Source organism: Bartonella sp. CR84HXZ (assembly GCF_042194535.1).
Classification (GTDB): Bacteria; Pseudomonadota; Alphaproteobacteria; order Rhizobiales; family Rhizobiaceae; genus Bartonella; species Bartonella grahamii.
The window spans coordinates 1-1,131 of sequence record NZ_JBHIMY010000095.1 but is presented as its reverse complement, the minus strand read 5'-3'; the positions used below and the strand labels follow the sequence as shown (position 1 = coordinate 1,131).

Genomic DNA, 1,131 nt, shown 5'->3' with positions numbered 1-1,131 from the left:
TTTCACTAAAGGATGCTGTTCATAACGTATGATAGGTCGACTGCCTTGGGAGCTATTGTCTCCAGAGATTTCACGAAAAACCGTCATCGTTTATTCCACGCTGTATTGCTTGAATGATGGGAATAATTCGTGAGGGTTGAATGTTTCCAATCATAGATAAAGTGACATGAGGGATAAAAACGGTTCCACGCTCGATACGGTCATAGGTAAATTGATCATCTCCATTAAAAGCCGTTAGATAAAAAGCACGGTCTGTTTGATATTCCTTACGTTCCAGATTGGCTAAAAAACCAGACAATTCATCACGCACCATTAAGAGACCACGGGGGGCTTTTAAGAGTTCCCCAAGCTTTTCGACCGTGATATCATTGACAATAAAGCGTCGTTTACCAAGAGTATCATCATTATTTTTACGAGTAGAAACTAAACGGTGTGCAAAGTGCATTATGCAATCATATTCGCAACATTATAAAAATAGTAATCTATCATTACTTACTGATAGGGAGCGCAGTATTGTAGAAAATAATTTGCTTCAATTACCAAATAAATAAAAATACAGTTGATTAAGGAAATTTTTGCTTTGTATGAAGCACACGTAAAATACGCACAACGCCATTTGAAATATCATAAATCATGATATAATTTGGATGTACAATAAGTTCACGTGTATTTATAATTCGTCCTAAACGACCAAGAGTAGGAAATTTAACAAGTTTTTCTACTTTTTCAGATAAAAGTTGATCAAATTTTAAGGCAGCAGAAGGATTATCTTGTGATATGTATTCACGGATCTTTTTGCGGTCAACGTGTGCTACTTGTGTCCAAATTAGCTTCATAAAGTTGATCTATCGAGTTTACTTTGTGTTTTTAGGCGCCATTCCTTTGCTTCTGCTTCGATTTCTTCAGAAGATATTATATCACCTGCATTAGCAGAGTTTATCCCTAATTGAACTTGTTCCCGAAACCATAAATCGTATGCACTTTTTTCTTTTTGTTCTTTTACGATATCGCGCATATAATCGCGCAATAATTGTGCAGCAGATCTATCACACGCCTTTGCTGCTTTGGAAAATTCATTTTTTAATACATCATCGACGCGAAAGGTAAATGTTGTCTCAGCCATTTTACGAC

The 1,131-nt window shown here is 36.1% G+C and carries 2 protein-coding genes and 1 pseudogene; all 3 read right to left on the bottom strand.

Going from position 1 to position 1,131, the window contains the following annotated elements; genetic code table 11:
* Positions 1–79: 79 nt before the first annotated feature.
* A pseudogene (locus ACFIKD_RS09535) lies at positions 80–403 on the bottom strand (DUF3987 domain-containing protein); the annotation flags it as partial.
* A 160-nt stretch (positions 404–563) separates the two neighbouring features.
* Positions 564–836: a type II toxin-antitoxin system RelE/ParE family toxin gene (locus ACFIKD_RS09530; protein WP_375647914.1), complete on the bottom strand. Its 273-nt coding sequence runs from the start codon at positions 834–836 to the stop codon at positions 564–566.
* Positions 833–1,123, bottom strand: a complete 291-nt coding sequence (locus tag ACFIKD_RS09525) for a CopG family ribbon-helix-helix protein (RefSeq protein ID WP_208439813.1) — start codon at positions 1,121–1,123, stop codon at positions 833–835. Before ACFIKD_RS09525 ends, ACFIKD_RS09530 begins: the two co-directional genes overlap by 4 nt.
* Positions 1,124–1,131 lie beyond the last annotated feature (8 nt).